This window comes from Jiangella aurantiaca (assembly GCF_004349105.1).
Classification (GTDB): domain Bacteria; phylum Actinomycetota; class Actinomycetes; order Jiangellales; family Jiangellaceae; genus Jiangella; species Jiangella aurantiaca.
The window spans coordinates 137,079-163,317 of sequence record NZ_SMLB01000003.1 but is presented as its reverse complement, the minus strand read 5'-3'; the positions used below and the strand labels follow the sequence as shown (position 1 = coordinate 163,317).

The window sequence follows — 26,239 nt, the reverse complement described above, 5'->3', positions numbered from 1 at the left end:
TCCGCCTCAGAATCCACCCGCGGAGCCGTTCTCGTGCTGCGGACCGTCGCCGACCGGAAGCCGTTCGGCCGGCGTGAACGCGCCCTCGCTCGGCTCGGCCGAGCCGAGCCCACCGTCGCCATGCTCGCCGTCGCCGCCGCCATCGCTCAGGACCTCCCCGGCCACGACGGGCTGACCGGGCAGGTCGCCGTCGACCGGCCACTCCAGCAGGTCGACCTCCACGATCGGCTGCTCGAGATCGCGCGGCACGCGGAAGGTCCGGATATGGTGCGGCCCGAAATCGGCCTCGACGATCCGGTCCACGAGCGGCAGCGCCAGCCGCACACCCGGCGCCGCGGCACCCGTCGTCTCCACCGCGCGGACGATCAGGTCCGGCGCGGAGGCGTCGCCGTCCTCGCCGCCCTTGACCGCGGTGATCATCACCTGGCCACCGCCGTCGACGACGTAGCCGGCCGACGCCGGCAGCGGACCGTCGTGGAAGCTCTCCAGCATCGCCCGCGGCAATGATCCCAGCTCGGCTGCGCGCCGGGTCAGGCCGGCCGCACGCCAGTCGCCGGCGTGCGGCACCAGCAGGTAGCTGAACCGCTGCACGCCCTGGTCCTGGAACGCGTAGAAGCCGTCCGGGTCGAGTAGCCGCGGGTCGTGCCAGGAGTACACCGGGCTGCGCACGGCCGTGATGCCTATCGACGGCGAGGCGCCACCGTACTCCGGAGAGACGTCGTACCCGTGCTTGGCGTTGTTGACGACCGCCAGCCCGGCACCGGACGCACTGAGGTCGACCCACGACTGCCCGGGCTCCTCGGCACCGTCCACCGGCCGCCGAAGCGTGCCGAACGGGATCTCGTAGGTCGCCTCGGGGTCGGCCAGCGCCACCGGGAACCGCAGCTTCAGCAGGTGCGCCTGCTCGCGCCAGTCGATGGTCACCCGAACCTCGAGCTCGTCGGCGCCCTGCCGGAGGATGAACTCCTCGGTCAGGGTGGACCGGCCCCACGAGCGCTCGACCCGCAGCCGGGCCCGCTCCGGGCCGCTCTCGCGCAGGACGAGCCGGGTGGTCTTCATCGCCTCGCCCGGCCATGCGTACGACACGACGCCGTGCCCCCACGTGTCGGTGGGGTCCTCGCTGACCTGCGTGTGCTCGCCGACGGCGCCGGCGACGAGGTCGACGCCGGTGCGCTTGTCGAGCAGGCTGGACAGCCAGCCCGTCGCCGGGTCGAACTCGGCGCGCAGCAGGTCGTTCTCGAGCACCGTGTCCGACGCCGACAGCGACCCGGGCGCAGCGTCCCCGCTCCACGACAGGCCGGCCGGCGCCACCCCGGGCAGCAGCCGATACAGCCGGTAGCCCAGCGGCGGCAGCTCGGCCCGGAACACGACGGCGCCCCGGCCCTTGTCGTTCGTGGTCGCCACCGACTGGATCGGCTGCGACGGCACCAGCTCACCGTCGGCGTCGACGACGTGGACGCCGGCGGGCTGCACGCCGTACTGCAGCTCGACGTCGGCCGTGACGGCCCACGGGTGCGGGTTGAACACCAGCACCGGCTGGGTGCCGTCCTGGAACGGGATCGCGACGTCGCGGGCGATGCGGTTGTGCACGCGGGTGATGATCCGCTTCGCGATCGCGACGGCCTCGCCGAGCTGGTCGCGGGCGTCGTCGTAGGCGTGCTCGATGGCCGAGCCCGGCAGGATGTCGTGGAACTGGTTGAACAGCAGCTGCTTCCAGGCGTGCCCGAGCTCGTCGCGCGGGTAGTCGTCGTCGTGCGTGATGGAGCCGATGGCGGCCCACCGCTCCGCCGACAACAGCGCCGCCTGCGTCCGTCGCACCCACTGCTTGATGCCGGAGTGCGACGAGTAGCAGCCGGACGCGTGGTGCTGCAGGTCGTCGCGCCAGACGGGGAGCCCAGAGGAGCCCGTCAGGCCGTCCGAATCGATCTTGGCGATCAGCTCGTCGAAGTAGCGCCGCGGCGAGGACATGATCATCCTTCCGTACGAACCCCGCTGGTCATGACGGTAGATGGACTCGATGTTCGCCTTGGTCGGGCCGCCGCCGTGGTTGCCGACGCCGTAGAAGATCATGACGTCGCCGAGCGAGCGGTCCAGCTGGCCCAGCGACTTCTCCGTCTGGTGCGCGACGTCGCCGGGCGGGCTGCAGTACTCGAACGGGATGCGGTACGCCAGCACCCGGCTGCCGTCGGGCGCCTCCCACCAGAACGCCGTCCCGTCGAGGTCGCTCTCGTGCGGGCCGGGGCGCAGGAACGTGTAGGAGTCCATCCGCTGCCCGCGCAGGACGGCGGGGAGCATCGCGTTGTGGCCGAACGGGTCGACGTTCATGCCGACGGTCGCGATCACGCCGAACCGTTCGTGCAGGTAACGCTGGCCGTACAGCCCCTGGCGGACGAATGACTCGCCGCCGGGCATGTTGCAGTCGGGCTCGACCCACCAGCCGCCGGTCATCACCCACCGGCCCTCGGCTACCCGCTTGCGGATCTGCTCGAACAGCTCCGGGTCCTGCTCCTCGACCCACGACAGCAGCACCACCTGGTCGCAGGTGAAGACGAAGTCGGGGTACTCGTCCATGCGGTGGATCGCGGACCAGAACGTGGCCCGGGCCTCCTGGTAGCCCTCCTGCCAGGGCCACAGCCAGACGGGATCGAGGTGCGAGTTGCCGACCATGTGCAGCGTGCGCTGCCGCATGGCCAGAGGCCGGTACGCGTCGGCACTCATGCGGTCGGTTCCTCCGGTGTGTTCTCGGTCGTGGCCGCCCAGTCGTCGGCGATCTCGCTGATCAGGTGCAGGGACAGGGTGTGCATCTCCTGGATGCGCGGAGTCTGTGTCGACGGCGCCAGCAGCGCGTGGTCGGCGTGCGCCTTGGCCGGTCCGCCGTCGCCGCCACCGAACAGGACGGTGGTGGCGCCCTTGGCGCGGGCCGCCGCCAGCCCGGCGAGGACGTTGGGCGACTTACCGCTGGTGGTGAACGCCGCCACGACGTCTCCCGGCCGGGCCAGCGCGGTCACCTGCCGGGCGAACACGTCGTCGTATGAGTAGTCGTTGGCGATGCAGGTCATGACGGTCGGGTCGGTGGTGAGCGTCACCGCGGGCAACGGCCGGCGGTCGCGCTTGTAGTGCCCGATCAACTCCCCGGTGAAATGCTGGGCGTCGGCGGCGCTGCCACCGTTGCCGAACGTGTACAGCACGCCGCCCGATGCGAACGCATCACAGATCAGGCTACCGACTTCTCGTACCAGTGGTACAAGTTCCCGCATCGCCTCGGCGACGGCGACATGGTCACCCAGCTGCTGCTCGATTCGATCAGTCATGCTCCACCTCCAGTGCGTCCAGCGCGACCACGCCGGCGCCGACGACGCAGACGACGTCGCCGAGGCCGGCCAGGATCACGCGGGCCGCCTTGGCCGCCGGCGGCATCGCGTCGCGCGCCACCGCCTCGGCAACGGGGTCCAGCAGCATCGCGCCGGCCCGGGTGACGCCGCCTCCCAGTACCACCAGCTCAGGCTCGAACACGTTCACCAGATCGGTCAGCGCCTGGCCCAGCACGTCGGTGGTCTCGGCCCAGATCTCCCGGGCGAACGCGTCGCCGGCCCGGGCCGCCTCCGCGATGTCGGCCGCCGTCAGCGGGTCGGCGTCGCGCAGCGACGAGGAGGCCCCGGCGCGCAGTCCCTCGGCCGCGCGCTCGGCGATGTTCGTGCCGGACACGTACGCCTCGAGGCAGCCGCGGCGCCCGCACGAGCACAGCCGGCCGCCCGGGCGCACCATCAGGTGGCCCAGCTCGCCGCCGTTGCCGGCCGCACCCCGGTGCAGCCGGCCGTCGATGACCGCGCCGCCGCCGACCCCGGTCGAGATGGTCAGATAGATCATCGTGCTCACGCCGCGGGCGGCGCCGAACCGGTGCTCGCCGAGCGCGGCCGCCGTCGCGTCGTTCTCCAGGTACGCCGGCACCCCGAACTCCTGGCGAGTCAGCCCGCCCAGCGGGACGTCGAGCCAGCCCGGCAGGTGCGGCGGCGAGATGAGCACGCCGGTGCTGCTGTCGAGCGGCCCGCCGCAGGAGATCCCGACCGCGTCGATCGGCCGGTCCAGCCCGGCCGCAGCGACCGCACGGTGGCCCAGGTCGAAGAGCCGGCGGATCACGGCGTCCGGGCCCTCCCAGCGCCGCGTCGGCTCGACGAGCAAGCCGTGCACCGCGCCGTCCGGCGTCACGACGCCGACGGCCAGCTTCGTGCCGCCGATGTCCAGGGACAGCACGGCGGCCGCAGGTCCACCGCCGTCGCCGGGTGCGGGTGGTACCGCGCGTCCACCCTGGTGCTGTGCCGTGTCGTTCATCCGCCCTGCTCTTCCTGTCCCGTGCTGGACCATGTCTCCCCCGTCCGGAGGGCCCCCGGAGCTCTCACCTCCGATGCTCACCCCTTGCGCCCCTGCGTGGCGATCCCCTCCACGAAGTACCGCTGGGCGCAGAAGAACAGAATGATCAGCGGGACGGTGGCCAGCACCGACGCGGCGGCGACGATCTCCCATTGCTGCTCCCCGCCCTGTCCGAACGCATCCAGGATCGCCTTCAGTCCCCGCGGGATCGTGAAGAGCGCCTCGTCCTGGAGATAGATCAGCGGCCGGATCAGGTCGGTCCAGCTGGCCCGGAACTCGAAGATGAACACCACGATGAGCGCCGGCTTGCACAACGGCATCGCGATGCGCCAGAACAACCCGAAGTAGCCGCAGCCGTCGACCCGCGCCGCCTCGAAGGTGTCGCGCGGCAGGCTGAGGAAGAACTGCCGCATCAGGAACACGTAGAACGCCGACGCGAACACGTTCTGCGCCCACAGCGGCACCTGGGTCTGCGACAGCCCGAGCTCCTGCCAGATGAGGAACGTCGGGATCAGCGTGACGGCCGCCGGCAGCATCATCGTGCCCAGCACCAGCAGGAACAGCACGTTCCGCCCGGGGAAGCGGAAGTACGCGAAGCCGAACGCGACGAGTGCGCTGCTCAGCGTCACCGTCAGCGCGGCCATGATGCCGACGATCAGACTGTTGCCGAACCAGGTGAGGAACGGGACGGCGTCGAGCAGGCTCGTGTAGTTCTGCGGCTGCACCTCTCGCGGGATCAGCAGGTTGTCGAACACCTGGTACCGCGGCTTCAGCGAGGCGCTGACCAGCCACAGGAACGGGTAGGTGAACGTCGCCGCCACCAGCGCGACGGCCGTGACGATGAACCCCGTCCGGATCACCCGGCGGGCCGGGGACGTACCGGACGGCGGGCGCCGGCGCTGGTCGCCGCCAGCCGGCCGCGTGGGCTCCACCTGGACCATGGTCATCGGTCGTCCCCCTCGTAGTAGACGAACCGGTCGCCGAGCTTCACCTGCACCAGCGTGACGATCAACACGATGACGAACAGGCCCCAGGCCAGCGCCGACGCGTAGCCCATCTCGAGGAACTGGAAGCCCTGCCGGAACAGGTAGATGACGTAGAACAGCGCGCTGTCAGACGCCTGCAGCTGGCTCTGCGCGTTGCCGTAGAACATCGTGTAGACCTCGGTGAACATCTGCAGCGAGGCGATCGTGTTCACGATGGTCACGAAGAACAGCGAGCCGGAGATCATCGGGACGGTGACCTCGCGGAACTGCCGCCAGGCGCCGGCGCCGTCGATGCGCGCGGCCTCGTAGAGGTCCATCGGAACGTTCTTCAACGCGGCGAACAGGATGACGATGGTCCCGCCGATCGTCCAGAGGCTCATGATGATGATGCCCCAGCGCACCCACGCCGGATCCGTCGTCCACGCCGGACCGTCGACGCCGAACAGCCCGAGAGCGGCGTTGACCAGCCCGTTCTGCCCGTTGAGCAGCAGCAGGAACAGGACGCCGACGGCCACGGTCGGCGTCATGGCGGGCATGTAGAAGACGGTGCGGAAGAAGCCGGCGAACCGTCCGCCGATCTGGTTGAGCAGCACCGCCAGCGCCAGCGCGATCGCGATGGACAGCGGCACGTGGATCACGGTGTAGAGCAGTGTGTTGAACAGCGCCGTCCGCACCTGCGGGTCCTCGACCATGCGCTGGTAGTTCTCGCCGCCGACGTACGACGCCGGGTTGATGACGTCGTAGTCGGTGAACGACAGCACCAGGCTCGCGAGCATCGGCCCGGCCGTGAAGATCAGGAACCCGAGGATCCACGGCAGCAGGAACAGGTACGCCCAGCGGGTCTCCGGCCGGCGCCAGGCCGCGCGCCAGCGGCGCCCCCGGGACAGCGGAGGCGCCACCGGCGCGGTGGAGACGTCAGCCGACATCGGCGAGCGCCTGCTCGACCTTGTCCTGGGCCTCGGCCAGGGCGCTCGGAGCGTCCTGGGTACCGGCGAGGATGCGGTTCGTGGCCTCCAGCCAGGCGGCCTTGAACTGGGCGCCGACGGGGTTCGCCGGCACCACCCAGGCGTCGGCCTGGGCCTCGAGGACGGACTGGACGGCGTCGTCCCACTTCTGGTTCTCGCCGGTGCCCGGCGTGTACAGCTCCCCGAAGACCTTGTCATCGGCCGCCTCGTTGGCGGTGTAGATGCCGGTGAACGCCTTGCCCTCGGCCTCGCGCAGCCGGATCCGCTCCTCGGCCGCGGCCGCCCACGTGTCAGGCGCGGTCATGATCTTCATGAACTCGCAGGACGTGGCGGCGTTGTCGGCGTCCTTCGGAATGGCCCAGGCGTTGGAGGTCGCCCAGGTGACGGTGTCGCCGTCGGCGTTCGTGATGGGCAGCACGGTGATGTCGACGTCCGGCGACGTGTTGGCCAGCACGTTCACGTACCACTGCTCGATCACCATGGCGCCGACCTGGTTCTGCGCGAACGGGTTGCCCTCACCGAACAGGTCCCAGGTGTTCTCGAAGTCCTTGAGCGCCGTGTGGCCGCCCTGAGCGTCCTGGACCGCCTTCAGCCGCTCCATGGTGGCGACGGTGGCGGGGTCGTCGAGCCGGAAGTCGTCGGCGGCCGCGACCCACGGGTTGCCGTCGACCACGCCGTAGAACGGGGTGAGGTCGGGCAGCCGGAGGTGGATGCCGATGCGCTCGTAGGTGCTGCCGTTGCGGACGGTGAGCGCCTGGGCCGCGGCCAGCAGGCTCTCCTGGTCGGAGATGTCGATGTCCGCGGCGGACAATCCGGCCTGGGCCAGGACGGTGTTGTTCACGATGAGGACCGGGGTGTTGTAGAACTCCGGGATCGCGTAGGTGGAGTCGTCGTACTGGACCAGATCGAGGACGTTCGGCCGGTACTGGCCGAGGTCGATGTCACGCTGCTCGATGCACTCGTCGAGCGGCTGGATGGCGCCGCGGGCGGCGAACGCGCCCACCTGGTCGCCGGGGATGTAGACCAGCTCGGTCGGGTCGCCGCTGGAGACCGACGTCAGGAACTGCTGCTCGTCGAAGCCGCCCTCGTTGATGTTGACCTCGACGTCCGGGTACATCTCCCGGAACGTGTCGACGCGGACCGTGGCGATTTCGTCTGGAAGCGCGAAACCGATGGTGGTGATCGAACCGCTCGGGTCGGCAGACAGGTCGCCGGACTGCGAGTCGCCGCCGCCGTCCGAATCGTCGCCGCCACCGACTCCCCCGCAGGCGGTGAGGGTGAGTGTGGCCGCGCCGGCCATGATGGCCGGTAGCACCATGGGTCTCCGCATCGTTGCGCTCCCTCTTGTCGGTCGGATCACTTCGCCGCGCGCTCGCTCGGTGCGACGGAGATGGAGTGGGATCGATCCCATCATCCGCCCGCATCATGACAAGCTCTCCTCGGCACCGTCAACCCGCTACGACGTGCTGGAAACCGCTTTCTACCCGGCATTCTGCCGAATAGCCAGGTCAGGGCGTACAGCCTTGACGGCCCGTCGAAGGCCGTGCTTGGCTCGGTGTGCCGAGATCGTTCCCACAACGGAGTGTCATCGTGCCCGCTGGTTCGCGCGTACGCGAGATCCTGCTCGTCCCGCACACCCACCACGACGTCGGCTACACCGACAGCCCGCGGCTCATCGACCGCCAGCACCGCGACATCGTCAGGCATGTCCTCGACCTGTGCGACCGGACCGAGGGTGACGGCGACGCCGCGCTGCGGTGGACGTTCGAGATCAGCCGCCCGGTCATCGAGTTCGTCCGCCGCGCCGGCCGCGCCGACGTCGACCGGCTGCGACGGCTGGTTCTCGACGGCCGCGTCGCCGTCACGGCCGGCTACCTCAACCTGACCCAGCTGCCGGGGGAGCGCGAGCTGGAGCGCATGTACGAGGCGCTCGCACCGCTGGCCGAGGCCGGGATCCCGGTGCGCACCGAGCAGCACGGCGACGTCAACGGGCTCTCCTGGGGCAGCGTCCCGGCCATGCGCCGGCACGGCGTGAGCCGCCTGGTGATGGCGCTCAACCCCGACCACGGCCGCCCGCCGTTCCCGCAGCCCAGCGGGTTCTGGTGGGAGGGCCCGGACGGCTCGCGCGTGTTCGTGCTGCTCAGCACCCACTACGGCATCGGCGAGGAATGGGGGATCATCGACGGCGACGTCCGGCTGGCGGCGAAGCGCATCGCGGCCCTCGTCGACGAGCTGGACGAACGCGACGACTACCCGTTCGACGTGGCCGTCGTGCACGCCGCCAACGACAACCGGTGGCCGACGCTGGAGTTCCTGCCGCTGATGGCGCAGTGGAACGAGCTGCATCCCGACCGCCCGATGCGGCTGGCCACCATGGACGATGCGCTGGACCGTCTCGAGCGGGTGGCCGCGTCGGTGGAGCTGCCGGTGGTGCGGGGCGAGTGGGCCGACTGGTGGTCGCACGGCCACGGCTCGACCGCCCGCGAGCTGGCGGTGTACCGGCAGGCGCGGACGCACCAGCTGACCGGTGAGGTGCTGCACGCGCTGTCCGACCTGCGCGGCGACGGCGCGGTCGACCTCGCGTCCGTCCTCGGTCACTCGCGCGGCCCGGTGCGGCTGCGGTCGCGGGCCGAGCTGACCGACGACCTCGCCTTCGTCGACGAGCAGCTCTGGCTGTTCGGCGAGCACACCTGGGGCTCGTGGGAGAGCTTCTCGCGCCCGGACAGCGTCTACACGGCGTCGCACTGGAACGCCAAAGCGGGATTCGCCTACGGCGCCTACGACATCGCCCGGCACGTGGCCACCGAAGGCCTGTTCCGGCTGCTGGCCAGCGGTTCTGGCGACGTGGCGGGCTCCGCGATGCACCGGACCGGGCTCGGCACCGACCGCACTTGCCTCGGCGGGCCGTCGATCGTGGTGATGAACCCGACCGCCCGGCGTCGCACCGAACCCGTCCTGGTCGAGCTGGCCGGGCAGCGGACGACCGTGGTGACGGCCACGGTGGAGCCGTTCGGGGTCACGACTGTGGAGCTGCCGGCCGAACCCGTGAGCGACGACACCGCTGGCACCGTCGAGACGCCCGAGTACGCCGTCACCGTCGATCCCGGGCGCGGCGGTGTCGTGAGCCTCGTCGACCGGCGCACCGGCGCCGACCTGGTCGACGCCGGCAGCGCGTTCCCGCTGGGTGCGTTGGTCGCCGAGATGATTCCGGCCGACTCAGAACACCCGTTCCTGGTCCGGCCGCGCGACTTCCATCCGGACTTCCCCGGCCCCGAGTTCGACCGGGCGGCAGCGACGTCGAGCGCACCGGTGCGCGTCATGCGGGGCACCTCGTTCACCGCGCTGACGTGGTCCGGCAGTGTCGCCGGCGTCAACGTGAGCACGACGCTGCGGCTGTACCCGTCGTTCGACCTGATCGACCTTGACGTGACCGTCGCCAAGGCCGAGACCCTCGCCCCGGAGAGCCTGTTCGTCACGTTCCCGTTCGCCGTCGCCGACCCGCGCTTCCTGGTCGAGACGGCCGGCGCGGCGTTCGTCGCCGAGCACGAGCAGCTCTCCGACACCAGCAAGGACTGGTACGCGATTCAGCACGCCGCCGGCGTGTCGGGTACCGGGAGCGCCGTGCTGTGGGGCTCGTACGACGCGCCGCTGGCGCAGTTCGGCGGCTTCCAGACCGGGAAGTGGGCTCGCTCGCTCGACGCGCCGGCCGGGCACGTGAACAGCTGGCTGATGAACAACCTGCACTTCACCAACTTCCGCGCCGCCCAAGGTGGGACGCAGACGTTCCGCTACCGGTTCGCGGCCCGCTCGCACGACGCGGCGGCCGTCCGCCGCTTCGGCGACGATCTGCTGCACCCGCTGGTCTCCCGGCAGTACGCCGGCCACGTCGCGCCGTCTGGTGCGGCCGGGCTGGTGGTGTCTCCGGGCGAGGACGTGCTGGTCGACCTCCGGCCGGCCGACGCCGACGGCGTGGTCCTGGCCCGGCTGCGGTCGCTGTCGGCCGCGCCGGTGCGGGCGCGGCTGAGCTGGGCGGCGGCCGGCGTGGTCGAGGCCACCGCGCCCGCCGGCACCTGGCAGCCGCTCGGCACCGAGGGCGGTCTGGAGCTCGAGCTCACGCCACACGCCGTCGCGGACGTCTGGCTGCGTCGGTCGGTCTGATCAGCTTCGCCACCCCGGACCTTGATCATCGGCGATCACTGGTGCCCTGACGCCAGCAATCGTCGATGAGGTTCCCGATCCGATCCGTTGGCCGGGTCGGGGCGTTCGCCGTCCCCCTGCTGCCCCATTCTCTTGCCACGACGGGCAGCTGTCAGGGGGACGGGGCGAGCCTGGGCACATCTCAGTGTTGACAGCCGTGGGCCTGTTCCACCCCTCACCCGCGACGCCCCGATCGTCGTCACCCACCGCGGCGAACCACAGGTGAGCAAGGACCCCCGGATCGGGTCGAAGAGACGACGATCACGGCTCGCGAGATCAGGGCGTGACGGCACGGGTGGACTGCCGGTGGACGATGCGGGTCGTCATCATGACCGTCACCGGGGCGGCCTCCGGCTCGGCGATGCGCTCGAGCAGCCGGCGGACAGCGGCCGCACCTAGGGCGGCCTCGTCCTGGGCGACGGCGGTGAGGCCGGGCGTGACCAAGCTCATCCAGGGCGCGTCGTCGAAGGAGACGAGGCTGACGTCGTCGGGGATACGCAGCGCGAGGTCGTTCGCCGCCCGCCACACGCCCTCGGCGAGGACATTGTTGGCGGCGAACACGGCGGTCGGCCGCTCGTCCGACCGGAGCAGCGCCCTGGCCGCGGCCCGCGCGGCGTCGACGTCCCAGCCGGAGGAGACGACGAGGTCGGGGTCGAGCGGGATGCCGGCGGCGGCCAGCGCGGCCTGGTAGCCGGCGTGCCGCTCGCGGCCGGTGGTCCACGTGGTCTCGTCGATGAACAGCGCGATGCGCCGGTGCCCGAACCCGATGAGATCCTCGATGACCTGCTGCGACGCGGTCTGGTTGTCGACAACGACGGCGTCGCAGGCGCCGGCCGCGAACTGGCGGTCGACCTCGATCACAGGGATGCGGTGCCGGGACAGGTAGGTGGTGACGTCGGCGGAGACCGGTGTGACGACGACGCCGGCGACGCGGGTGGCGACGAACGTCTCGGCGGCCTCCACCTGCGCCTCGGCCGAGCCGCCGTCCTCGGCCAGCACCAGGCTGTAGCCCTGGGTGCGCGCGGCCTGGCCTACGCCGGCGGCGAGGCGGGCGTAGAAGGAGTTGCGCAGGTCGGAGACGAGCACGCCGATGGACAGGCTGACCTGCTGCTTGAGGTAGCGAGCGGTGGCGTCGGGCACGTAGCGCAGGTCCTCGGCGGCGGCCAGCACCCGTTCCCGCACGTCGGTGGCGACGTAGCCGCGGCCGGTGAGCGCTCGCGACGCCGTCGAGCGGGAGACGCCCGCGGCGACGGCGACGTCCTTGATGGTGGCCCGGCGGGTCAGCTCGGGCGCGGCCCTACCGTCACCGTTGGGCACTCGCCCCACTCCGCCACCCCCTCGTCACGGCTCCACGACGTCGACGAACGCCTCGACGTACTGGCCGAGCCGCAGCTCACCGGCCGTCACGTCGGCCGCGACCGGCGTACGGCGGCGCGGCGTGCTGCCGGCCGTGACGTCGAAAGTGGCGGTCGCCTCTTCGCCGGCCGCCAGCGTGAGCACCTGCTCGGCCGGTGCCGACGCCCAGCCTATCGGGATCGCCATCCGCACGGTGACCTCGGCCTTCTCCGGCAGCGGGTTTCGCACGGTCACGTCGAGCCGTTGCGTGCCGCCTGCCGGAACCGTGCTGCGGTACGGCGTGATGGCCGCGGCGACGCCGCCGGCCCCGAAGTCGACCGTCTCGAGCGGCAGCAGGTCCTGGTGCAGCTCGACCAGTTCGTCGCCCAGTTTCGTCAGCAGGTCGAGGTACTCCTGGTCGACCCAGCGCGGCTCCCAGTGCCCGCTCACCATGAGCCCGGGCGCGACCCGGCGATACAACTGGGCGCTGCGCTGGTAGTCGCCGATGCGGAACAGGTTGCGGTACTGGTAGTTGAGCACCTCGCGGCGGCCGCCCGGCACGCCGAGGTGCTCCTCCTGGTCGCCGGTGGCCAGCACGCGCACGCCGTCGACCTCGAACTCGAAGCCGGCGTGGTACAGGGTGTGCCCGGGGAGGTCGTGCACGGTGATCTCGTACTCGTGCCAGCGGAAGGACTCGCCGACGGGCAGCGACCGATCGACCGGGATCGGGTCGTACCAGAGGCACGGCAGGTCGTAGCGCTCCGGGTGCTCGAGGATCGGCGTCACCGTCGACGGCGCCCAGACCTGCGTGCCCTCGACGTCGCGCAGCAACGGCATCCCGGCCACGTGGTCGTCGTGGTAGTGCGTCGCCAGCGCCACCTCCACGCGGTCGACGCCGTACTGACGGCGGAGCGCCCGCAGCGACGCCAGCCAGGGCCGCCGCGACGCGCGGTCGGTGCCCGACGGCAGCCCGGTCGAGACGTCGTAGCCGTAGTCGATGACCAGCGCGTTCCCCGTCTCCGACAGCAAGACGTATGAACAGGAGTTGCTCGTGCGGTTGAGCAGCAGATGCGGGGTGAGTGGCATGAACGGATCGTCGAGCCAGGTCCGCAGGTCCCACGGCTGCGGCCGGCGAGCGTCGACGTAACGCTGCATCCGCTGCGCCAGCAGGCTCAGCGCGCCGTGCGGGTCGTCCATCGGCTCGCCGTGCGACGGCAGCAACAGCTCCAGCGGCTCCTCGAGCAACTGGTAGCAGCTGAGCACCGTCATGGCCGGGCCTTCGTTCTCGGTGTACGACCACTGGGTGGCCGCCAGCGACCACACCTTGCCCGGGGCGTAGATGAGGTCGCCGGTGAACGCGATGCCCCCGGCGACGTACGTCACCGAGCCGGTCGTGTGCCCGGGCGTCGGCAGCACGCGGACGTCGATGCCGCCGTACGTGGCGGTGCGGTACTCGGGCACGACGCCGGCGACCGGCACCGGCGCGAGGATCGAGAACTTGTCCTGCCGGAGGTTGTAGTCGTTGACGATCGGACGCGACGACCACATGTCGTCGACGTCGGCGAACAGGTCCTGCTCGACCGGCGGCACGTGGACGGCGATGCCGGCGGCGACGGCGCGCGGCAGGCCCTGAGCCTGGTCACGATGGTGGTGCGTCATGAGGACGTCGGTGAGCCGGTCGATGCCCATGTCGGCGAGGTGGTCGAGCACGGCGCCGGAGCCGAAGTCGATGGCGATGCCATCGCGCCCGTTCGGCGATCGGACGACATACACGTTGCAGGTGTCCCGGACGCGGAACACCCCGGGCGCGATCTCACTCCACGACATGACCCCGATGGTATCGTTCCCATAGTGGTGCTTCCTGAGCTGGCCGAGCGGGTGCTCCCTCGTCCCCACCGCCTCGTGGCCACCGGAGACGACGGTTTACCCATGGGCTCCGTGGTGGTCGAGGCCGCCGTAGGCTGCGAGAACGCGGCCGCCGTGCTGGCCGGTCCGCCGACGCTGGACGGCGGCGAGCCGGTCACCGTCGTGGTGGACGTCACGCCCGGTGGCCCGGCAGAGGGCTACCGCCTGGTCGTCGACGGCGGCACCGTCACCATCACCGGATCGGACCCGGCCGGCGCGTTCTACGGCGCCCAGACGCTGCGCGCGCTGACGGCGGACGGCGTGCTGCCGCCGGTCACCGTCGAGGACCGGCCGGAGCTGCCCTGGCGCGGCACGATCGAGGGCTTCTACGGCCCGCCATGGTCGCACGCCGACCGGCTGGCGCACCTGGAGTTCGCCGGCCGGCACAAGCTCAACACCTACGTCTATGCGCCGAAGGACGACCCGTACCATCGCAAGCAGTGGCGCGAGCCCTACCCGGCGGCCGAGCTGGACCGGATCGGCGAACTGGCCGCCGCGGCGCAATGCTCGCATGTGCGGTTCGTCTTCTCCCTCTCGCCCGGCCTGACCATGGTCTACAGCGACCCCGCCGAGCTGGACCTGCTGATCGCGAAGCTGGAGCAGGTCCGGCGGGCCGGCGTCCAGGACTTCGCGCTGCTGTTCGACGACATCCCGCTGGAGCTGGAGCACGACGCGGACCGCGCCGCCTTCGGCACGGCGCCGGGGTCGTCGGCGCGGGCTCACGCCGCGGTCTGCCACGCGGTGATCGAGCGCTTCCTCGCACCGAGCGGGCTGGACCGGCCGCTGATCATGGTTCCGACCGACTACGCCGGCATCGACGCGACGCCGCACCGCGACCTGCTCGCCGCCGAGCTGCCGCCCGAGGTGCTGGTCTGGTGGACCGGGCGCGACATCGTGGTCGGTGACATCACGCGGGCCGAGATCGACGCCGCGGCGCGGTCGTACGGGCACCGGCTGCTGCTCTGGGACAACTTCCCGGTCAACGACTTCGACTTCCCGCGGCTGTTCCTCGGCCCGCTGCACGGACGGACGACCGACCTCGGCGGCGCGCCGCTGGCCGGGATCACGGCGAACCCGATGCCGCACGAGGCGGCGTCGCAGATCGCGGTCGCGACCGTCGCCGACTGGGCCTGGAACCCGGCGGCGTACGACCCGGTCACCGCGCACGGGCGCGCGCTGGACGCCGTCGGGGCCACCGAGGCCGTACGGACGCTGGCCCGCGCGTGCGCGTCGTGGCCGCCGTCGGCGCCGCAGGACCCGGAGCTCTCCGCGCTGATCGATGCGGCGCTGGCCGGCTTCGCGGCGGCCGGCGAGCAGCTGCGGGACCGGTTCGAGGCGATGGTCGCCGCCGCGCCCGACGGCGACCGCGAGCCGGCCGACCGGCTCGAGCGGGAGGTCATGCCGTGGCTGGTCGCCCTGGCCGACACCGGCCGGGCCGGGCTGGCCGCCCTGGCCGCGCTGGCGCCGTCCGCCGGTGCGGCGGAGCGGACGGCGGCGGCCGAGGCGCTCGCCGTCGCCGAGGCGCACGAGCAGCAGAACGTGCTCCGGACCGTGGTGCCGCCGTTCGTTCAGGCCGTCCTCGCCCGCTGAACGCGCAGCGCCGGTGCGTATAGGTGCTCATCGCAGGCTCGCCGACCCGATCCGTTGCCGGGCTGACGTGCGTCGGGTTCGTGGCGTTCGCCGTCCCCTGCCGCCCCTGATCATCCGACGATCGCCTACATCACCAGGATTCCTAGAGCGTCACCACTATTGCAGGCGTAGTGATGCTCTAGAAGACGTAGTGACGTGCCCCGGATGCAGGGGGACGACCAACGCCACGAATCCCGGCGGGCGGAGAGCAGGCCCCTGGCCTGCGCCAGACACCGACGTAGGTCAGAGCGCGAGCACCTGCCCGGCGTCGCGCAGCGCGTCCTGCACGCGGGACACGTCGATCGACTGCACTGGCCGCACGGTCCGCGCCGCCTCCACCGCGGCGAGCCCGGCAGCGTGGCCGAGCATCTGGTACTGCACCTCCATCCGCACCGACGCGAACGCGACGTGCGACGCGGACAGGCAGACCGGGACCAGCAGGTTCGTGCAGTCGGCGTACCGCGGCACCAGCGCCCGATAGGGGATCGGGTACGGCTGCACCGGCACGGACAGGTAGCCCTCGGTGAACACCATGCCGACCGGCCGCGGGTGCTCGGCGACCCAGCGCCACGTGCGCTGCACCTCGCGGACGTCGATGTGGTACGAGCCCATCGCCACGACGTCGTGCTGCGGCCGCGCCGCGGGCAGCAGGTCGTGCTCGGTCAGCACGTACTCGCCGAGCATCCGGCGCGCCTCACGGACGTACAGCTGGTGCGGCAGGTGGCCGGTGTCGGCGAACTCGTCGGCGGCATAACCCCAGGCCTGCATCTCCTCGCGCACCGACGCCGGCACGGCGGGGTCGTGCGAGAGGAAGTACAGGAAGTCCCGCGCGTGGTGCACGTGGTGCAGCCGGATCCGCTCCCGCTCGGCCGGGCCGGCCTCCGGATACGCCCACGCCGACCCGTCCAGCACACTGAGCGAGAACGGGCCGATGGAGTTGCCGTCGCACTTGTCGTTCGGCAGGTTCTTCTCCAGGCCGAGCAACTGCCCGGCCCGCACCTCGACACCGTCGCGCCGCCACTGGTCGAAGATGCGCCGGCCGAGCTCCCAGTAGGCGTCGTCATAGCCGTCGCGGCGCTCGAACGGCACCCGGTCCGCGGCCTGAGACAGGCAGACCCGGTAGCCGTACGACATCACTCCGCCGTCGCCGGTGCCGACGTCGGCGAGCGGACGGTCGTGCAGCTGCGGCAGGACCTCGCCACCCGCCGCGCCGGAGACGTCGCCGGCGAACGGGGAGATCCACGGCGGGACGGTGTGCCGCCCGGGCACCAGCTCCTGCCGCCCGGCGTAGCGCTCGCCGTAGAGCGACCGGTCCTCACGTCCGAGGGCGTGCGGCACGCCCGCGGCGGCGAGCAGGTCGCCCTCGTAGGACGCGTCGACGAACACCGCGCCGGTGACGGGCGAACCGTCGGCCAGCTCGACCGAGCGGATGACCCCGCCGTCGGCATCGGCCGCCGTGAGGGCCGCGCCGAAGCGGACGTCCACCCCGGCCTCCTCCAGCCAGCGCAGGTAGATCGCCTCGGCGACGTGCGGCTCCGGCCCGGCGTAGTGGCCCTCGGCGACGCCGTACCAGTCCGCGATGGCCCGGCGCAGGTCGCCGGCCATCCCGCCCACCACTCGCACGTCGCCGATGTCGGTGTAGCCGAGTCCGCCGGACGTCATGCCGCCGACGTGCCGCCCCGGCTCCAGCAGGACGACGGACGCACCGGCCCGGGCAGCCGCGACCGCCGCGCACACACCGCCGGAGGTCGCCGCGTAGACCACGACGTCGGTCATGCCGTTCCCCGTCCGGAGCGGTAGGCCGCCCACGTCCGCGCGACCAGGCCGAGGTCGTCCGCCGTCAGCTCCTCGCCGGAGCCGTCGATGGACTCCAGGTAGTACAGCGCCGGGACGGCCAGCGGCCCGAGCGCCGCCTGGGCCTCGACGTACGCGCGCCAGGACGCCCGGTCCGGCATCGGCCACTGGTCGGTGTCGACGAGGTGCCCCGGCAGGCTGCTGTCGGCGACGCCGAACCGGAACCGCAGCTGCTCGACCACGTGCACCGGGTCGCCGGCGTTGTCGCGCTCCAGCACGTCGTTGAGGCGGACCATGTCGCAGACGTCGCCGAACGAGGGGTGCGGCGTGTGCGTGACCATCAGCGCGTCGGGCTTGGCCGCCTTCGCCGCCTCGGTCATCGTGGCCAGCAACGTGTGGAGGGCGGCGATGCCCCACGGGCCCTCGGCGGCGCGCAGCGACTCGCCCGACGGCGATCGCTGGGTGAAGTCGACCTTGAAGCCGTCGGCGTCCAGGCCGTCCGGGCCGAGCAGCTCCGTCACGATCCGCCGCAGCCGGGCGCGGTACGCCGGGTTCGCGACGTCGACGGCGACCGGCCGGCCGAGCGGGTCGGTGACGCACTCCTCGACCGGCAGCCCCTGCGGATCCCAGGCCTTCCACCACAGCAGCACCTTGCGGCCCTCGGCGTGCCGGGCGGCGATCCAGCCACGCAGGTCGGGCCAGTGGTCGAGGTCGACGTCGCCCGTGCCGTACGCGGCCTGCCAGCGATCGTCGATCACGATCGTGCCGGGGTCGAGCCCGCCCTTGTCGAGGATGGCCAGGAACTCGTCGTACACGTCCTGCCGGGCCAGGTGGGCGGCCGTCGCGGCGGTGGCCGCGCCGATCAGCCCGTCGGCGGCACCGGCCGGCTCGACCTTCAGCGCCGCGATCCGGGCGCACTGGGCGCCCCAGCCGCAGAAGATCGGCTCGGCCCACCAGTCCGGTCCGGGCGCGGGCGGCGACGGCGCCAGCCCCCGCGCGACCAGGTCGTCGCGGTAGTCCGTCAGCGCCTGCCATGGGGTGGCGGCCGGCCGCAGCACCAGCGTCGGCGTGCGGAACCGGTCGCCGACGACGGTGTGCCCCTCGTAGTCCAGCCGCAGCAGGAACCCGCCGTCCAGCGGCGCGTACCGGACCGCGGTCATGGTCAGCTCGTCGACCGGCGCACAGAACGACACCCCCCACCAGCGGCCCGCCGGGACGTCGGTCGCGTCCTCGGCCAGCCGGTCGCCCACCGCCCAGCAGAGCGGGGGCGGGGAGAAGATGCCGTGCAGGCGGCCGGGCTCGGCGTCACCGACGACGCCCAGCGACGCGCCGGCGGTCGATGGACGGACCACGTGCACCGGCTCGGTCGGCGTCGGGCTGAACAGCGATGCGAACCGGATGGCCGAGCGGAACGTGCCGCCGGCGCCGTTGGGCAGCACCGCACGGCCGCCCAGCATCGTCACCTCGGCGAGCCGGGCCGTGGCACCGGTGTCCGCGCGCCGTCCCGACACGGTCGCCCACACCTCGAGCTCGCCGGCCGTGCAGCGCACGTGCACGGCCTTGTGCTCCCACAGCGAGCTGGTCGACGCCACGACCAGTTCGACCGCGCGATCGGTGCGCTCGACGACGCGGGCCGGCGCGAGGTCGTACGACTCGTCCCGGCCGCCGACCAGGTCCAGCCCGGCGAGCAGCGACAGCTCGGTCCAGACCTTCCCGTCAGCGTCGCGGAGCACCGCCCGTGGCTGCTCGGCCTGCACCTCCAGTCCGTAGCTTGCGCCGGTGACGACGATGCCGCCGTCGGTCTCGGTGACGGTCAACGTCACGCGTTCTCACTCTCCTCGGGGTCGGTCGTGCCCGCCGCGGCGATGCGTGCATAGAGCCGGCCGGAGTCCTTCACGGTCCGGCGCCCGGTCGGGTAGTCGACGTGCACCAGGCCGAACCGCGGCCGGTAGCCCAGCGACCACTCGAAGTTGTCCAGCAGCGACCAGTGCAGGTAGCCACGCACGTCGGCGCCGGCCGCCATCGCCTCGCCCATCGCCCGCACGTGGCCGCGCAGGAACGACTGCCGGCGCACGTCGCGGACCCGCCCGTCGTGCAGCGGCGCGTCGCCGAAGACGCCGCCGTTCTCCGTCACCATCAGCGCGAAGCCGTAGTCGCGGTGCAGCCGCAGCAGCAGGTCGCGGAACGAGTCCGGCGCGATCTCCCAGCCCTCGTCGGTGCGGGCGACGTCGCCGGACGGGCCGACCACCCGCCACGGGAACGGCCGCCCCTCGCCCGGCTCGGCAGCGGCCATGACCCGGCGGGTGTAGTAGTTCACGCCGAGGAAGTCGCTGCGCCCGGCGATGGCGTCCTCGTCGCCGTCGCGGATCTCGGTCAGCGGCCGGCCCAGTGCGCGTTCGTAGTGCTCGCGCATGTCGGCGGGGTAGCCGCGGCCGGCCAGCGGGTCGAGGTACCAGCGGTTCACGTAGCCGTCGGAGCCCCGGGCGGCCGCGGCGTCCTCCTCGGACGGCGTCGCCGGGTCGCACGGGAACAGGCTCAGGGCGACGCCGGCGCGCGTCCGCGGATACTGCCGCAGGATGTCCGCGCCCGCGCCGTGCGCGAGCAGGACGTGGTGCCCGGCGGCCACCGACGCGCCGAGGTCGCGGACGCCGGGAGCGTGCAGTCCCAACTGGTAGCCGAGCAGCGCGATGATCCACGGCTCGTTCTGCGTGACCCACCACTCGACGCGGTCGGCCAGCCGGTCCGCGACGGCGGTGGTGAACTCGGCGAACGCGTCGACGGACGACCGCGCGACCCAGCCGCCGTCGCTCATCAACGCCTGCGGCATGTCCCAGTGGTTCAGCGTCAGCACCGGCGTCACGCCGCGGTCCAGCAGCGCGTCGACGAACCGCTCGTAGTGGTCCAGCCCGCGCTTCTCGACCCGGCCTCGGCCGTCGGGCAGGATCCGCGACCAGCCGACGGAGAACCGGTACGCGTTCAGGCCGAGCGAGGCGATCAGGTCGACGTCGTCGGCCCACCGCCGGTACGAGTCGCAGGCATGTGAGCCGTCACCACCACCCTCGATGGCGCCGGCCTGCCGGGCGAAGACATCCCACACCGACTCGCCGCGGCCGTCGGCGTCCAGACTGCCCTCGATCTGGTGGGCCGAGGTGGCCGCGCCCCACAGGAACCCCGGCGGGAAGCGGAAGGTCATGCATCCTCCAGGACAACAGGTTCAGTGTTCCACGACTCCAGCAGCAGCCGGCGGGGTCCGGTGTCGTGCCGCCACTCGACGGTGAACCGGCGCCGCTCGCCTGGGAGCAGCGGCCGCGGGTCGCCGTCGACGAGCGCCCAGCCGGTCGACTGCGGCGGCCGGTCGTCGCTGAGCTGCAACCCGACCACCACCGGACCGCCCGCGTGCGCCACGTCGACGTCCCAGCCGGAGCCGGAATCGTCCGGATGTTCCACGTGGAACCAGAGCTTCGCGGGCTCGAGGTCGAGCAGCGGGGCGAGGTCGGCCGCCGTCGAGAGCTCGACACACTCCCGGTCGACGAGGTCGCCGCCGGCCGTCCGCCACTCCAGTTCTACGTACACGACGTGCGAGGGTAGCCACTCGAGTGCCGCGACCAGCCGGCCGACGGGCCGCGGGACGCCGACGGAGTCCGAGACCGGCCAGCGCTCCTCGGCCAGTACGCTGCCGGACGCGTCCAGCAATCGGGCGGTCACCGTCCCGCCGGCCGCGCGACCTGGCGACGACCACAGCCACGCCTCGACGGCGACCGGCTCGCCGGCCAAGGCGATGCGGTCCAGCCGCGCCGTGACCCGCTCCGGCCGGTACGCCCGGGCGACCGCGTGGTAGGCCGGCTTCGGCTCGCCGGCGTGGTCGACCACGGCCGTGCACCAGGCGTTCGGGTACGACTCCGCCAGCTGCCACGGCAGCACCAAGCTGGTCCGCGGCCACCGGCGCCGGTCCGCCTCGACGGCGTACGCCAGCCCGGTGGCCTGCAGGAACTGGCTGGCCCGGCGGAACGCGTCGGGGGTGGTGAGCCGGCCGCCGAAGCACTCCTGCACCAGCGTCGCGTTGTTCCACCAGTCGCCGAGATGCCGGTACACGGGGTTGTCGCGGCCGACCGGCCAGCGATCCGCCGGCGGCACCAGCGCCCTCCACAGCCGCCGGTTCGCCATGCCCTCGACGCCGAACTCGGTGTGCGCCAGCGCGGTGCCGCGGTTGTACAGCGTGTAGTGCGCCGTGAGGCCCTGGTGCTCCCACGGTCCGTGCACGTCGTGCAGCCCGTCCGGGTCGCCGTTTATGACGTCGAGCCGGTTGTGGAAGCGGGGCCCGGTCGGCGACGTCGGCAGCCAGGGCCGGCCCGGGTCCAGCCGGGCCACCTCCTCGCGCAGCGCCGCCAGCGCGGGGGAGCGGTCGTCGGACAGCGGGCCGGCGTCGTCCTCCAGCTCGTTGCCGCCGCCCCACAGCAGCAGCGACGGGTGGTGCGTGCGGCCGGGCACGACGGCGGCCGCCTCGGCCCGCAGGTGAGCGACGAACGCCGGGTCGTCCGACGGCGCGCTCTGCATCCCGGAGCTGGACTGGGAGAACTCCTGCCAGACGAGCAGGCCGGCACGGTCACAGGCGGCGTAGAACGACGGCGTCTCGACCAGCCCGCCGCCCCAGACCCGGAGCAGCCGGGCGCCGGACCGCCGGGCCACCTCGACCAGGTACTCGACCTTCGCCTCGGTGATCTCGCCGTACAGCGCGTCGGCCGGTGCCCAGTTCCAGCCGGTCAACTCGACCGGGCGGCCGTTGACGACGGCGGTGTAGGGGAACGCACCGTCCGGCGCGCCGTCGTTGCCCGCCATCCGGACGTGCCGGAAGCCCGTGGTGACCCGGCGCGACGCGTCACCCGCGCGCACGACGACGTCGTACAGCGGCTGCTCGCCGAGGCCGTTGGGCCACCACAGCGCCGGTTCCGGGACCACGACGGCGCCGCGGAGGACGCCGTCGGCACCCACCTCGACCGGCCCGGCCGCGACCACGTCGCCGTCGAACCGGACTTCGACCGACGCGGCGGAAGCGCCGGACACCCGGCCGGACACGTGCACCGTCGCCGCCGCCAGGTCCTTCGACACCACCGGCCGCACCGACAGCTCGTCGACCAGCGCCGTCCCGACCTCCAGCCGGACGCCGCGCCAGATCCCCTGGTGCACCAGCCGTGGGCAGAAGTCCCAGCCGTAGCCCATGCGCGGCGCGTGCACCCGGACCCGGTCGGTGCGGCCGACCTGCGGCTCCGTCGCCGGCGCCGGGTCCACGACGACGGCCAGCCGGTGCTCGCCGCCAGCAGCCACCAGCGCCGTCACGTCGAATCGCGCGCCCCGGTACAGCCCGCCGACCGCCCCGACCCGGACGCCGTCCACGTACACAGTCCCGCCCGGATCGACACCGTCGAGGCACAGAGCCGCACGCTCACCGTCCGACAGCGGTGAGACCACGAACGACCGCCGGTACACCCACGACCGCATGCTCACCCACTCGGCGGCTCGTGAGTTGCGCCCGACGTAGGGGTCGAGCAGCTCGCCGGCCCGGCGCAGATCGCCGATGACCGCACCGGGCACCCGCGCCGGCAGCCATCCCGGAGCCAGCGCCGCCGCGGCCGCCGCGTCGCCGGCGTTGTTCCGCGCCGTGACCGGCTGGTCGACGTACCACTGCCAGGTGTCGCCGAGCGCCTCGCGGACCGACCAGGTACCACCGAGATCGACCGTCGTCACCCCTTGCTGCCGGTCGTCGCGATCCCCTGGACGAAGTGCCGCTGACCGAGGAAGAACAGGATGATCATCGGGACCGTCGTGATGACGCTCGCGGTGACCACGATCTCCCAGTGCCACTCGCCGCCGAACCCGTACTGGTCCAGCAGCGCCTTCAGGCCGCGCGGGACGGTGAAGTTGTCGCTGTCGCGCAGGTAGATCAGCGGCCGCATGAGGTCGGTCCAGATCGCCTGGAACTCGAACAGCAGCGTGATGATCAGTGCCGGTTTGCACAGCGGCATGGCGATGCGCATGAAGATCGTCCAGTTGTTCGCGCCGTCGATCTTCGCCGCGTCGAACAGATCCCGTGGCAGCCCGAGGAAGAACTGCCTGAGCAGGAAGATGTAGAACGCGCTGCCGAACAGGTTCTGCGCCCACAGGGGGGTGAGGGTGTCGACCATCCCCAGGCTGTTCCAGATGAGGAACTGCGGGATCATCGTCACCGCGCCGGGCAGCATCATCGTCGCCAGCACCACGCCGAACAGCAGGTTGCGGCCTCGGAACCGGAAGTACGCGAAGCCCCAGGCCACCATCGCGCTGCTGACCGTCACGGTCACCGCCGCGAGAACCGTGACCAGGACGGTGTTCCACAGCCACAGCGCCATCGGCGCTTCCTGCCAGACGTTCAGGTAGTTGTCGAACGTGAACGTCTCGGGGATCAGCTTGTTGTCGAAGACCTCGCCGCGGGGCTTGAACGACGCGCTGATCAGCCAGATGAACGGATAGATGAAGATCAGCGTGGACAGGATCAGCGCCGCCCAGATCAGCGCCTTGACCGGCGTGATCTTGCGACGGCGTCGCGCCGCCTTCCGCGCGGCCGCCGGTTCCGGCGCCGCGGCCTCGGAGTCGAGCCGCGTCTGTGTCGTCATCGCTGCTCACCCTCGTAGTAGACGAACCGCCGGCTGACCTTGATCTGGATCGCGGTGAAGATCATGATGATCACGAACAGCAGCCAGGCCAGCGCCGAGGCGTAGCCCATGTTGAGGAACTCGAATGCCTGGCGGAACAGGTAGATCACGTAGAACAGCGCCGCGTCGTTGCTGTACGTCGTATTGCCCGATCCGAAGTACGCCGTGTAGGCCTCGGTGAACGTCTGGAAGCCGGCGATGGTGTTGACGATGAAGATGAAGAACAGCGCCCCGCTGATCATCGGGACGGTGATCTTCCTGGTCTGCTGCCACCAGTTCGCACCGTCGACCCGCGCGGAGTCGTAGAGCTCCTGGGGGACGTTGCGCAGCGCGGCCAGCAGGATGATCACCGACGCGCCGACCGACCACAGGCTCATGAGGATCAGGCCCGGCTTCACCCAGTCGGGATCCGTCGTCCACGCCGGCCCGTCGATGCCGAACCAGCCCAGCGCCTCGTTGATCAGGCCGCTCTGCCCGTTGAACAGCAGCAGGAGCAGGATGCCGACGGCCACCGGCGGCGTCATCTTCGGCAGGAAGAAGGCGGTCCGGAAGAACCCGGACGCCCGCCCCGCCTTGTCGAGCAGCAGCGCCAGCGCCAGCGACACGATGACGTAGATCGGCACCTGGATGACGGTGAAGAAGAACGTGTTCCACAGCGCCAAACCGACGTCGGGATCCCGGAACAGCTCCTCGTAGTTCTCGAACCCGACGTAGTTCGGATCGTTGATCACGTCGTAGTCGGTCAGCGACAGGTACGCGCTGTAGATGATCGGCCACGCCGTGAAGACGAAGAACCCGATGATCCACGGGCTGATGAACAGCAGGGCCGCGCGCGTCTCCCGCCGGCGGCCGATGCGGCGCGCCCGGGCCGCTCGGTCGTCACCGAGCGTCCCGGGCGCGTTGACCTGCGTGCGGGACAAGGCCGTCAGCCCTCTTCCCGCTCGTCCCAGGTCGCCCACGCCTCGTCGAGCGCCGCCTGGGCCTCCTCCTGCGCCTGGGCCAGGGCTTCGGCGGGCTCCTGCTGCCCGTTGAGGACCCGGTTGACGGCGTCCTGCCAGGCGGTCTTGAACTCCGCGTCGGCCGGGTTGGCCGGCAGGGTGAACGTGTTCTCGTTGGCCTCGTAGGTGGCCGCCACCGCGGCGTCCCACTTCTCGTCACCGCTGGGCTGGACGAACTGGTCCTGGATGGCCTGGTCGGCCTCCGCGTTGCCGGTCAGCAGGCCGGTGAACGGCTTGCCCTCGGCCTCGCGCAGGTCGACGCGCGCCTGGGCGGCGGCGATCCAGCTATCCGTCTCGGTCATGGTCTTGATGAACCGGCAGGCGGCCTGCGGGTTGGCGCTGTCGGCCGGAATGGCCCACGCCGAGCCCGACGCGTACGCCAGTGGCTCGCCCTCGAGGCTGCGGACGGTGTCAAAGGCCATCGGCGCGTCCGGCGAGACGTCGTTGAGCACGTTGACGTACCACTGCTCCATCGGCATCGCGCCCAGCACGTTGGTGGCGAACTGGTTGCCCTCGCCGAAGAAGTCGGCGGAGTCGCGGTAGGCCTTCACCACGCCGAAGCCGCCCTGAGCGTCGTAGATGCTGACCGCCCACTCCAGCGCCTCGAGCACCGCCGGGTCGTCCAACTGCGCCGTCCGGCCGTCCTCGGACAGCAGGTCGGCGCCGTTGGCCTTCGCCCACAGCGGCAGGAACTCCGGCAGCTTGCTGTCGTAGCCGATGACGGACAGCGAGCCGCCGCTGCCGACGTACATCGCCTCGTTGGCGGCGCTGACGGCGTCCCAGTCCGAGCCGTTGACGTCGTCGAGCGTCAGCCCGGCGGCCGCGAGCAGGTCGGCGTTGGCCTGGGTGATCTGGACGGAGTTGAATTCCGGGATGCCGTAGACGCTGCCGTCGAAGGTCACCTGGTTCAGCGCCGGCTCCAGGTACAGCGAGGTGTCGATGCCCTCGCCGTCGATGCACTCGTCGAGAGGGATGATCGCGCCGCGCGAGGCGAACGTGCCGATCTGGTCGCGGTTGGCGTAGACCAGCTCCGGCGGCTCGCCCGTGGCGACGGCCGACAGGAACTGCTGGATGTCGAGGTCGCCCTCGATGAGGCTGATCTCTGCCGGCGCGACGGCCTCGGTGGCCAGGTCGAGCCGCGTCTGCGCGATCTCGTCGGTGGCGCCGAACCCCATGACGTTGAGCTCACCGCTCAGTTCCGCCTCGGGGTCGAACGTCGTGCCGCCACCGGTCTCGTCGTCGGACGAGTCGCTGGTGCCCTCGGCACATCCGGCGAGCACCAGGCCGGCCGCCAGCGCAAGAGCGCTCCATCTGACGGCTGCTGTCTTCATGGACCGTCCTCCACTTCAGAGGGAGGCGCCGACGAACGACGCCTG

At 71.7% G+C, this 26,239-nt stretch carries 17 protein-coding genes; 2 read left to right on the top strand and 15 right to left on the bottom strand.

The window, feature by feature from the left end; genetic code table 11:
• Positions 1-6: 6 nt before the first annotated feature.
• From E1262_RS03240 to E1262_RS03215, 6 genes are all read right to left on the bottom strand, one after another.
• A complete protein-coding gene (locus E1262_RS03240; RefSeq protein ID WP_203453493.1) occupies positions 7-2,718 on the bottom strand; it encodes an alpha-mannosidase in 2,712 nt (903 codons plus the stop codon).
• The gene (locus E1262_RS03235; RefSeq protein ID WP_132101598.1) at positions 2,715-3,311 is read right to left on the bottom strand and encodes a D-sedoheptulose-7-phosphate isomerase; all 597 of its coding nucleotides are present in this window, start codon (positions 3,309-3,311) and stop codon (positions 2,715-2,717) included. Before E1262_RS03235 ends, E1262_RS03240 begins: the two co-directional genes overlap by 4 nt.
• Positions 3,304-4,329, bottom strand: a complete 1,026-nt coding sequence (locus E1262_RS03230; protein ID WP_132101597.1) for an ROK family protein — start codon at positions 4,327-4,329, stop codon at positions 3,304-3,306. The genes E1262_RS03235 and E1262_RS03230 overlap by 8 nt, the downstream gene beginning before the upstream one ends.
• A 77-nt stretch (positions 4,330-4,406) precedes the next feature.
• Positions 4,407-5,315, bottom strand: a complete 909-nt coding sequence (locus E1262_RS03225) for a carbohydrate ABC transporter permease (protein ID WP_203453492.1) — start codon at positions 5,313-5,315, stop codon at positions 4,407-4,409.
• The gene (locus E1262_RS03220; RefSeq protein WP_132101596.1) at positions 5,312-6,280 is read right to left on the bottom strand and encodes a carbohydrate ABC transporter permease; all 969 of its coding nucleotides are present in this window, start codon (positions 6,278-6,280) and stop codon (positions 5,312-5,314) included. Before E1262_RS03220 ends, E1262_RS03225 begins: the two co-directional genes overlap by 4 nt.
• Positions 6,270-7,649 carry an ABC transporter substrate-binding protein gene (locus tag E1262_RS03215; protein WP_162605749.1) on the bottom strand — a complete coding sequence of 460 codons (1,380 nt, stop codon included), beginning with the start codon at positions 7,647-7,649 and terminating at the stop codon, positions 6,270-6,272. The genes E1262_RS03220 and E1262_RS03215 overlap by 11 nt, the downstream gene beginning before the upstream one ends.
• A 260-nt stretch (positions 7,650-7,909) precedes the next feature.
• Here E1262_RS03215 and E1262_RS03210 point away from each other — a divergent pair, with 260 nt between their 5' ends.
• Positions 7,910-10,477, top strand: a complete 2,568-nt coding sequence (locus tag E1262_RS03210) for a glycoside hydrolase family 38 N-terminal domain-containing protein (RefSeq protein ID WP_132101594.1) — start codon at positions 7,910-7,912, stop codon at positions 10,475-10,477.
• A 315-nt stretch (positions 10,478-10,792) separates the two neighbouring features.
• Here the strand turns inward: E1262_RS03210 and E1262_RS03205 are convergent, their stop codons facing one another.
• Both E1262_RS03205 and E1262_RS03200 read right to left on the bottom strand, forming a co-directional pair.
• A complete protein-coding gene (locus tag E1262_RS03205) occupies positions 10,793-11,833 on the bottom strand; it encodes a LacI family DNA-binding transcriptional regulator (RefSeq protein ID WP_203453491.1) in 1,041 nt (346 codons plus the stop codon).
• A gap of 24 nt (positions 11,834-11,857) precedes the next feature.
• Positions 11,858-13,678, bottom strand: a complete 1,821-nt coding sequence (locus tag E1262_RS03200) for an MBL fold metallo-hydrolase (RefSeq protein ID WP_132101593.1) — start codon at positions 13,676-13,678, stop codon at positions 11,858-11,860.
• Positions 13,679-13,780: 102 nt separating this feature from the next.
• Between E1262_RS03200 and E1262_RS03195 the strand changes: the two genes are divergently transcribed.
• A complete protein-coding gene (locus E1262_RS03195) occupies positions 13,781-15,346 on the top strand; it encodes a protein O-GlcNAcase (protein ID WP_132101592.1) in 1,566 nt (521 codons plus the stop codon).
• 282 nt (positions 15,347-15,628) lie between these two features.
• Here the strand turns inward: E1262_RS03195 and E1262_RS03190 are convergent, their stop codons facing one another.
• From E1262_RS03190 to E1262_RS03160, 7 genes are read right to left on the bottom strand one after another with little or no spacing between them, the layout of a single operon-like run.
• On the bottom strand, positions 15,629-17,161 hold the full coding sequence (locus E1262_RS03190; protein WP_132101591.1) for an FAD-dependent oxidoreductase: 1,533 nt from the start codon (positions 17,159-17,161) through the stop codon (positions 15,629-15,631).
• Entirely contained in the window at positions 17,158-19,002 is a 1,845-nt protein-coding gene (locus E1262_RS03185) for an alpha-amylase family protein (RefSeq protein ID WP_132101590.1), read from the bottom strand. The genes E1262_RS03190 and E1262_RS03185 overlap by 4 nt, the downstream gene beginning before the upstream one ends.
• Complete coding sequence (locus E1262_RS03180; RefSeq protein ID WP_132101589.1) at positions 18,999-20,372, bottom strand: GH1 family beta-glucosidase; 1,374 nt, start codon at positions 20,370-20,372, stop codon at positions 18,999-19,001. The genes E1262_RS03185 and E1262_RS03180 overlap by 4 nt, the downstream gene beginning before the upstream one ends.
• Positions 20,369-22,921 (bottom strand): glycosyl hydrolase 2 galactose-binding domain-containing protein, encoded by a 2,553-nt coding sequence (locus E1262_RS03175; protein WP_132101588.1) that lies wholly within the window; start codon positions 22,919-22,921, stop codon positions 20,369-20,371. Before E1262_RS03175 ends, E1262_RS03180 begins: the two co-directional genes overlap by 4 nt.
• Positions 22,918-23,826: a carbohydrate ABC transporter permease gene (locus E1262_RS03170; RefSeq protein WP_132101587.1), complete on the bottom strand. Its 909-nt coding sequence runs from the start codon at positions 23,824-23,826 to the stop codon at positions 22,918-22,920. Before E1262_RS03170 ends, E1262_RS03175 begins: the two co-directional genes overlap by 4 nt.
• Positions 23,823-24,794, bottom strand: a complete 972-nt coding sequence (locus E1262_RS03165) for a carbohydrate ABC transporter permease (RefSeq protein ID WP_420810501.1) — start codon at positions 24,792-24,794, stop codon at positions 23,823-23,825. Before E1262_RS03165 ends, E1262_RS03170 begins: the two co-directional genes overlap by 4 nt.
• A complete protein-coding gene (locus tag E1262_RS03160; RefSeq protein WP_132101585.1) occupies positions 24,791-26,194 on the bottom strand; it encodes an extracellular solute-binding protein in 1,404 nt (467 codons plus the stop codon). The genes E1262_RS03165 and E1262_RS03160 overlap by 4 nt, the downstream gene beginning before the upstream one ends.
• Positions 26,195-26,239 lie beyond the last annotated feature (45 nt).

What these genes read in the sequence shown, in the direction of transcription:
- E1262_RS03240 (WP_203453493.1), bottom strand. Translation starts at nt 2,718, where the DNA reads ATGAGTGCCGACGCGTACCGGCCTCTGGCCATGCGGCAGCGCACGCTG.
- E1262_RS03235 (WP_132101598.1), bottom strand. Translation starts at nt 3,311, where the DNA reads ATGACTGATCGAATCGAGCAGCAGCTGGGTGACCATGTCGCCGTCGCC.
- E1262_RS03230 (WP_132101597.1), bottom strand. Translation starts at nt 4,329, where the DNA reads ATGAACGACACGGCACAGCACCAGGGTGGACGCGCGGTACCACCCGCA.
- E1262_RS03225 (WP_203453492.1), bottom strand. Translation starts at nt 5,315, where the DNA reads ATGACCATGGTCCAGGTGGAGCCCACGCGGCCGGCTGGCGGCGACCAG.
- E1262_RS03220 (WP_132101596.1), bottom strand. Translation starts at nt 6,280, where the DNA reads ATGTCGGCTGACGTCTCCACCGCGCCGGTGGCGCCTCCGCTGTCCCGG.
- E1262_RS03215 (WP_162605749.1), bottom strand. Translation starts at nt 7,649, where the DNA reads ATGCGGAGACCCATGGTGCTACCGGCCATCATGGCCGGCGCGGCCACA.
- E1262_RS03200 (WP_132101593.1), bottom strand. Translation starts at nt 13,678, where the DNA reads ATGTCGTGGAGTGAGATCGCGCCCGGGGTGTTCCGCGTCCGGGACACC.
- E1262_RS03195 (WP_132101592.1), top strand. Translation starts at nt 13,781, where the DNA reads ATGGGCTCCGTGGTGGTCGAGGCCGCCGTAGGCTGCGAGAACGCGGCC.
- E1262_RS03190 (WP_132101591.1), bottom strand. Translation starts at nt 17,161, where the DNA reads ATGACCGACGTCGTGGTCTACGCGGCGACCTCCGGCGGTGTGTGCGCG.
- E1262_RS03180 (WP_132101589.1), bottom strand. Translation starts at nt 20,372, where the DNA reads ATGACCTTCCGCTTCCCGCCGGGGTTCCTGTGGGGCGCGGCCACCTCG.
- E1262_RS03170 (WP_132101587.1), bottom strand. Translation starts at nt 23,826, where the DNA reads ATGACGACACAGACGCGGCTCGACTCCGAGGCCGCGGCGCCGGAACCG.
- E1262_RS03160 (WP_132101585.1), bottom strand. Translation starts at nt 26,194, where the DNA reads ATGAAGACAGCAGCCGTCAGATGGAGCGCTCTTGCGCTGGCGGCCGGC.